A 7,232-nucleotide genomic window follows, 5' to 3' on the forward strand; every position below is an offset into this window, starting at 1 on the left:
GCGTGCGCTACGCCCGCGAGCGCAAGCCCTTCGGCAAGGCGCTCGCAGAGAACCAGGCCATCCAGTTCCCGCTGGTCGAACTGGCCACCCAGTGCGAGATGCTGCGCCTGCTCATCCGCAAGACCGCCTGGGAGATGGACCAGATGCCCCACCCCGAGGTCGAGAAGAAGCTCTCGGACAAGGTCTCGATGTGCAACTACTGGGCCAACCGGCTGGTCTGTGAGGCCGCTGACCGGGCCATGCAGGTGCACGGCGGCATCGGCTACTCGCGGCACAAGCCCTTCGAGCACATCTACCGCCATCACCGCCGCTACCGGATCACCGAGGGCTCCGAGGAGATCCAGATGCGCAAGGTGGCGGGCTTCCTGTTCGGCTTCATGGGGCCGAACAAGCGCTGATAGGTCAGGCCCCGCCCCGGTCGCGCCCGGTCCTCGAGGACCCGGATGCCGGCCGCCAGGGGCCGGCGTGGAGGGTCAGTTTGCGGCCACCAGGACCGGTTCGGGTCTGGCGTCAGCCGCGACGATGCCCTGGATGATCTCGCCGAGCACCTGCTCGGCGCGGTCATGGGCCACCTGGCAGGTACCCGCAGCGCGATGGCCGCCGCCGCCATGGCGAAGACAGAGCTCACCCACATTGGCGCTGGCCGAGCGGTCGATGATCGACTTGCCGACCGCCAGCACGGTGTTCTGCTGCTTCAGGCCCCACATGACATGGACCGAAACCGAGCACTGCGGGAAGAGCGCATAGATCATGAAGCGGTTGGCGGCCCAGATGATGTCCTCGCCACGCAGGTCCAGAACCACCACCTTGCCGCGCACGCTGGCGCAGCGACGGATCTGCTCGATGGCACGCTGTTCTTGCTCGCGGAACAGGGCCACCCGCTCGACCACATCGGGCAACTCCAGGATCTGCTCGATGCTGTGGCCCCGGCAATAGTCGATCAGCTGCATCATCAGCTGGTAGTTGGAGACGCGGAAGTCGCGAAAGCGCCCCAGGCCGGTGCGCGCGTCCATGAGGAAGTTGAGCAGCGTCCAGCCCTCGGGGCGCAGCACATCATCGAGGCTGTAGGCGGCCGAGTCAGCCTTGTCGACGGCGGCCATCATGGCCGGCGAGATCCGCGGGAAGGTGGCGGCGCCACCGAAATGCTCGTAGACCACCCGCGCTGCCGACGGCGCCTCGGCCACGATCACATGGTTGGCCGCCCGTTCGCCGTTGCGCAGGGTTTCGGAGAGATGATGGTCGAAGACCAGATGCGCGGCTGCCACGTAGGGCAGGTTGGTGGTGATGTCGCGGGGACTGATCGCCACCTTGCCGTCCTGCATGTCCTTGGGATGGACGAACAGGATGTCGTCGATCAGGTCCAGCTCCTTGAGCAGGGCGGCGCATACCAGGCCGTCGAAGTCGGAGCGGGTGACAAGGCGGTATTTCTGGGCGGGCATCGGTCTTCCTGCACGGGCAATCGGGATCAGCCCGAGTTGTACCGCGGCCACGCCTGAATGGCTGCGCAAGGCCGATGAAGCGCTGACGGGAACCGATTGCCGGTCGGCAGGCAACGCCGTTTCCTGGCGACGCCCTGACAGCCTGCTTAAAATGCGGGAGGGAACCGGGCGGCGGTCAATGCGCCATTGCGGCGCGCCGCGAAACTCAGACGCCGAGGTGGCGTCCCGTAGGGGATTCGAACCCCTGTTACAACCGTGAAAGGGTCGTGTCCTAGGCCTCTAGACGAACGGGACAAGGTCTCTTGGTGGAGGTAAGCGGGATCGAACCGCTGACCTCTTGCATGCCATGCAAGCGCTCTCCCAGCTGAGCTATACCCCCGAAGAGCCTTCGAGTATAGAACCTTCGGGCATGCGTGTAAAGTTGGATCTTCCTGTCCGACTTTCTGGCCGCACCATGACCGCACAGCTTCTCGATGGCGCCGCCCTGGCGCAACGCATTCGTGCCGAGGTGGCCGAGCAGGCCGCACGGTTGACCCGGCAAGGCACGCCCCCGGGGCTGGCGGTGCTGCTGGTGGGCGATGACCCGGCTTCGGCGGTGTATGTGAAGCACAAGGTGAAGGACTGCGAAGAGGCGGGCCTGCGATCGGTCCTGCAGCGGTTGCCTGCGGACACCACCGAGGCCGATCTGCTCGCGCGCATCCGGGCGCTGAACGCAGACTCCTCGATCCACGGCATCCTGGTGCAGTTGCCGCTGCCGCCGCATCTCGACGCCCAGCGGGTGATCGAGACCATCTCGCCGCTGAAGGATGTCGATGGCTTCCATGTGGCCAGCGCCGGTGCCCTCATGACCGGGCAGCCCGGTTTCGTGCCCTGCACGCCACTGGGCGTGATGAAGCTGCTCGACCACGCCGGCGTGGACCTCACCGGCGCCGAGGCGGTGGTGGTCGGGCGCAGCAACATCGTGGGCAAGCCGCAGGCGATGCTGCTGTTGCAGGCGAGCGCCACCGTCACCATCTGCCATAGCCGCACCCGGGATCTCGCCGCGCACTGCCGTCGTGCCGATGTGCTGGTGGTGGCCGCCGGACGTGCCCGCATGGTCACCGGCGACATGATCAAGCCCGGCGCAGTGGTGATCGATGTCGGCATGAACCGCATCCCGGACGGCCCGCAGGCAGGCCGGCTGTGCGGTGATGTGGACTTCGACAGCGCCGCGGCGGTCGCCGGCGCGATCACTCCGGTGCCGGGCGGCGTGGGGCCGATGACCCGCGCCATGCTGCTCGTCAACACCCTGGAGGCGGCCCGCCGGGCCGTCACCCGCTGAGCTTTTTTCGCTGACCTCTTTTCGCTGAAGGCGCCTGCACCATGTCCGATCTGAACCCGCTGCTCGATTTCTCCGGCCTGCCGCGCTTCGAGCGCTTCCAGCCGGAGCATGTCGGTCCGGCGCTCGACATCCTGCTCGCCGAGGCCCGGGACACCGTCGAGGCCCTGACCCGCCCCGGCACGCCCGCCACCTGGGAGGGCTTCGTGGTGCCGATCGAGAACGCCACCGAGCGGCTCTCGCGTGCCTGGAGCCTGGTGGGACACCTTTGCAGCGTGGCCGACACGCCGCCGCTGCGCGCCGCGTTCAATGAGAACCTCCCGCGGGTCACGCAGTTCTGGACCGAGCTCGGCCAGAACCGGGCGCTCTACCAGCAATACCAGGCGCTGCGCGAGAGCAGCGGCTACGCCGCGCTCGGCCCCGCACGGCAACGGGCCGTGGACCTTGCGCTGCAGGGCTTTCGCCTGGGCGGGGTAGAGCTGGTCTCGCCGGCGCGCGAGCGTTACCTGGCCATCTCGGAGCGCCACGCCGCGATCGCGCAGAAGTTCTCGGAAAATGTGCTCGACGCCACCGACGCCTTCGAGCTGCGGGTAACCGATCCCGCCGAGGTGGCGGGCCTGCCGCCCGACGCCCTGCAGGCGGCGCGCGAAGCCGCGCAGGCCGCGGGCGCCGAGGGCTGGAAGTTCAGCCTGCAGTTCCCCTCGTACATGCCGGTGATGCAGTACGCCAGCCATCGGCCGCTGCGCGAGGCACTCTACCGGGCCTACGTGACCCGGGCCTGCGCCGAGGCCGCCGCGCCGGCCGACCCGCAGGCGCGCAGCGCGCTCGACAACACCCCGATCATCGCCGAGTTGCTGGCGCTTCGCCACGAGGAGGCCCAGCTGCTCGGCTATGGCAGCTACGCCGAGGTGTCGCTGGTGCCGAAGATGGCGCAGTCGCCCGCCGAGGTGATCGGATTCCTGCGCGACCTGGCGGCGCGGGCCCGGCCCTTCGCCCTGCGCGACCTGGACGAGATGCGACGCTTCGCCGCCGAGGAACTCGGTCTGACCGAACTGCAGCCCTGGGACACCGCCTTCGCCTCGGAGCGCCTCAAGGAGCGCCGCTACGCATTCTCCGACCAGACCGTGAAGCAGTACTTCCAGCTGCCGCGGGTGCTCAGCGGCCTGTTCGCGCAGATCGAGCGCCTGTTCGGCGTGACGGTGCGCGAGGACACCGCCGCGGGCTGGCATCCCGATGTGCGCTTTCATCGCATCGAGCGGGATGGCCAGCTGCTCGGCCAGTTCTACCTCGACCTCTACGCCCGGCAGGGCAAGCGGCCGGGCGCCTGGATGGACGACGCCCGTGGCCGTCGTCGCCTTGGCGCGGGCCTGCAGACCCCCGTGGCCTACCTGACCTGCAACTTCCAGGCACCCGTGGGCGGCCAGCCCGCCACGCTCACCCATGATGATGTGGTCACCCTCTTCCACGAGTTCGGCCACGGGCTGCATCACCTGCTCACCCAGGTGGAAGACCTTTCGGTCTCGGGCATCAGCGGGGTGGAATGGGACGCGGTGGAGCTGCCCAGCCAGTTCATGGAGAACTTCTGCTGGGAGTGGCCGGTGGTGCAGGCCATGAGCGCCCATGTGGAGAGCGGCGAACCCCTGCCACGCGAGCTGTTCGACCGGATGGTGGCGGCGCGCAACTTCCAGAGCGGCCTGCAGACCCTGCGCCAGATCGAGTTCGCGCTCTTCGACATGCGCCTGCATGCCGAGTACCAGCCGCACTCGCCGGTGCCGGTGCAGGCCGTGCTCGACGCGGTACGCGCCGAGGTAGCCGTGCTCATGCCGCCGGCGTTCAACCGCTTTCAGAACACCTTCTCGCACATCTTCGCCGGCGGCTACAGCGCGGGCTACTACAGCTACAAGTGGGCCGAGGTGCTCTCGGCGGACGCCTATGCCGCCTTCGAGGAGGCGCAGGCCGGCGGCGGCGGCGAGCAGGCCGCCATGCAGGCCGGGCGCCGGTTCCTGGCGGAGGTGCTTGCCGTGGGCGGCAGCCGACCGGCCATCGCCTCGTTCCGGGCGTTTCGCGGCCGCGAGCCGCGCATCGACGCCCTGTTGCGACACAATGGGATGGTCGAGGAAACCATCCATGAGACCCAAACCGCCTGAGCTCCTGATCGCCCTGGGCCTGCTGTTCAGCCTGTTCGCGCCCCTGTCGGCTTCTGCGGGGCCGTACAAGTGGCAGGACGAGAGCGGCCGGGTGGTCTATGGCGATCGCCCGCCGCACATGGATGCCAAGCAGCTCAGCGGCGGCGCGTTCATCGCGCCTCGCGAACAGGCCAGCGCCGCGGGCGAGAGCCAGCCCCTGCCGGCCGCGCTGCGCCCGCTGGTGGCCCGCAATCCGGTGGTCCTGTACTCGAGCCGCAACTGCGAGCCCTGCCGCGTGGCCCGGGAGCACCTGACCGGACGCGGCGTCCCCTTCGCCGAAAAGACACTCGGCACCGAGGCCGATGTGGCCGCCTTCAAGGCACTGGGCTTCACCGAGATGACCGTGCCCACCGTGAGCGTGGGTGCGGAGCGACTGATCGGCTTCGAGGCCACCTCCTGGAACCGCGCGCTCGATGTGGCGGGTTATCCCGCCCGCTCGCTGCTGCCGGCCAACTGGACGCAGCCCAAGGCCGAGCCGCTCGCGCCGGCCGTGCCGGTTGCGCCCGTCGCGCGACCGCCAGGCGGTCAGGTGGTCGAACGGCCGGTACGCGATCCGGCCCGGGAAGAGCCGCCGGCCGCAGCACTCATCCAGGCACCGAACAGCGCACGCGACCGCGGATTCCGCTTCTGACCGGGCCTGCCCGGGCACATCGGGACACCCTGGCAGAGGCCAGACGGCCTCAGCCCGCCGAACCTGCCGGCAGCGCGTACTGCCGGTAATCCGGTTCGAGTTCCAGTCGCATCGACACCAGAAAACGGCCCACGCACACATAGAAGCTCGCCGTGAGCGTGAGCTCGACGATGCCGGCATGGTCGAAATGCGGCGCCAGCGCGGCCAGACACTCGGGACTCGCGCCGGGGCCGCGGGTGACCTCCTCGGCCAGTTGGAGCACGGCCCGCTCCTCGTCGCTGAAGAGCGGCGAGTTCCGCCAGTCGGCGATGGCATCGATCTTGGCCTGCGGCACGCCCGCTGCCAGGGCCATGGGCACATGGTGAGCCCACTCGTAGGCCACCGCACCCACCTGCGCGCCGCGCAGGATGAGCAGTTCGCGGATCGCGCGCGAGGTGCGTGCGTTGAGCCGCAGGGGCCAGGCGAAGTCGATCCAGGCGCGCAGCATGGCCGGCGAGTTGCCCATCACGCGATAGAGATCGGGCACCTCGATGCCGCGACCGCGCACCTCGGCAAAGATGGCCTGCAGGGCCGGATCGGCGGGCTGCAGGGGAACCATGGGGACCGCTGTCATCGGAACACTCCTCGAAGAGGCCGGCGCGTCAGCCGCGCTGGCCGTTGCTGGGTGGCACGGCGAGACGGCCCGAGCCGGCGGTGGCCCCCGCGTCCACCGGCAGGACGATGCCGGTGACCCAGCGGGCCTCGTCGCTGACCAGATAGAGCACACCGTGGCCGACATCCCAGCCGGTGCCCTCGGTACCGAGCAGCGAACGCTGGCGACGCGCCTCACGCATCTCGGGGGACATGCCGCGTGACCAGACCATGGGCGTGTAGACCATGCCGGGCGCCATGCAGTTCACGCGGATGCCCTCGTGACCGTGATGAGCCGCCATGGCGCGGGTCATGTTGACCACCGCGCCCTTGGAGGTGGGATAGAGCAGGCTGGGATGACCACCGCGCAGGCCGGCCACCGAGGCGACATTGACGATCGCGCCGCCGCCGGCCTTGCGCATCTCGGGGATGGCGTGCTTGGCCATCAGCATCATCGAGGTGACATTGACCAGCAGGCCATGGTTCCAGGCGGCGAGATCCACCTCGACCGCATCGCCGGGTGGGCCACCGATACCGACGTTGTTCACCAGGATGTCCAGGCGGCCCCAGGCCTGCACCGTGCGCGACACCGCCTGGGCGCAGGCCTGCGGATCGGTCACATCGGCGGGGACGACGAGGCTTTCGTTACCCTCGGCGGCGATCATCTCGTGGGTGCGCTCGGCCCACTGCGGCACGGCATCGATCAGCGCCACGCGGGCACCATGCCGGGCCATCAGGATGGCCGCCGCACGACCATTGCCGATGCCGTCCTCGCGCGATCCGGCGCCGGTGACGATGGCCACCCGCCCGGCGAGGCGGGCCGCGCCAGGCGCGGCGGCAGGGGAGTCGGTCATGCGGCACCTCCACGGGGAGCGGGAACGCAGGCACCTTACCGGAAGCCGCCGAGGGCGGGCGGCCGGCAACGCGGTCTCGCCCAGGCCCGAGCCGGATACCGGAACCGCGAGCCGTGCCGGCAGGCCGTCCGGCGGGTGCCACAATGCGCAGGCGCCACCGTCCGGAACACCTGC

Annotated in this window: 7 protein-coding genes and 2 tRNA genes; 4 read left to right on the forward strand and 5 right to left on the reverse strand. The window is 69.4% G+C overall.

The genetic code is table 11. The features are described from left to right. Positions 1–398 (forward strand): acyl-CoA dehydrogenase family protein (locus AC2H6A_RS16475; RefSeq protein WP_484274802.1); only part of this gene is annotated, 398 nt, incomplete at its 5' end. Positions 399–473: 75 nt separating this feature from the next. Here AC2H6A_RS16475 and AC2H6A_RS16480 read toward each other — a convergent pair. From AC2H6A_RS16480 to AC2H6A_RS16490, 3 genes are all read right to left on the reverse strand, one after another. Further along, positions 474–1,439 carry an exopolyphosphatase gene (locus AC2H6A_RS16480; protein WP_484274803.1) on the reverse strand — a complete coding sequence of 322 codons (966 nt, stop codon included), beginning with the start codon at positions 1,437–1,439 and terminating at the stop codon, positions 474–476. Between the two features lie 218 nt (positions 1,440–1,657). Next, positions 1,658–1,733, reverse strand: a tRNA-Glu gene (locus tag AC2H6A_RS16485). A gap of 9 nt (positions 1,734–1,742) precedes the next feature. Further along, positions 1,743–1,818, reverse strand: a tRNA-Ala gene (locus AC2H6A_RS16490). 75 nt (positions 1,819–1,893) lie between these two features. On the opposite strand from AC2H6A_RS16490, the gene folD reads away from it, so the two are divergent. Genes folD through AC2H6A_RS16505 form a run of 3 tightly spaced genes read left to right on the forward strand, consistent with a single transcriptional unit; the run spans position 1,894 to position 5,574 of the window. Beyond that, positions 1,894–2,760 (forward strand): bifunctional methylenetetrahydrofolate dehydrogenase/methenyltetrahydrofolate cyclohydrolase FolD, encoded by an 867-nt coding sequence (gene folD, locus AC2H6A_RS16495; protein ID WP_484274804.1) that lies wholly within the window; start codon positions 1,894–1,896, stop codon positions 2,758–2,760. A gap of 41 nt (positions 2,761–2,801) precedes the next feature. Beyond that, the gene (locus AC2H6A_RS16500) at positions 2,802–4,904 is read left to right on the forward strand and encodes a M3 family metallopeptidase (RefSeq protein ID WP_484274805.1); all 2,103 of its coding nucleotides are present in this window, start codon (positions 2,802–2,804) and stop codon (positions 4,902–4,904) included. Continuing rightward, positions 4,885–5,574, forward strand: a complete 690-nt coding sequence (locus AC2H6A_RS16505; protein ID WP_484274806.1) for a glutaredoxin family protein — start codon at positions 4,885–4,887, stop codon at positions 5,572–5,574. The genes AC2H6A_RS16500 and AC2H6A_RS16505 overlap by 20 nt, the downstream gene beginning before the upstream one ends. A gap of 49 nt (positions 5,575–5,623) precedes the next feature. Here AC2H6A_RS16505 and AC2H6A_RS16510 read toward each other — a convergent pair whose 3' ends face one another. Continuing rightward, complete coding sequence (locus tag AC2H6A_RS16510) at positions 5,624–6,187, reverse strand: carboxymuconolactone decarboxylase family protein (protein ID WP_484274807.1); 564 nt, start codon at positions 6,185–6,187, stop codon at positions 5,624–5,626. Between the two features lie 28 nt (positions 6,188–6,215). Continuing rightward, positions 6,216–7,058 carry an SDR family NAD(P)-dependent oxidoreductase gene (locus AC2H6A_RS16515; protein ID WP_484274808.1) on the reverse strand — a complete coding sequence of 281 codons (843 nt, stop codon included), beginning with the start codon at positions 7,056–7,058 and terminating at the stop codon, positions 6,216–6,218. Positions 7,059–7,232 lie beyond the last annotated feature (174 nt).

Source organism: Quisquiliibacterium sp., assembly GCF_982640115.1.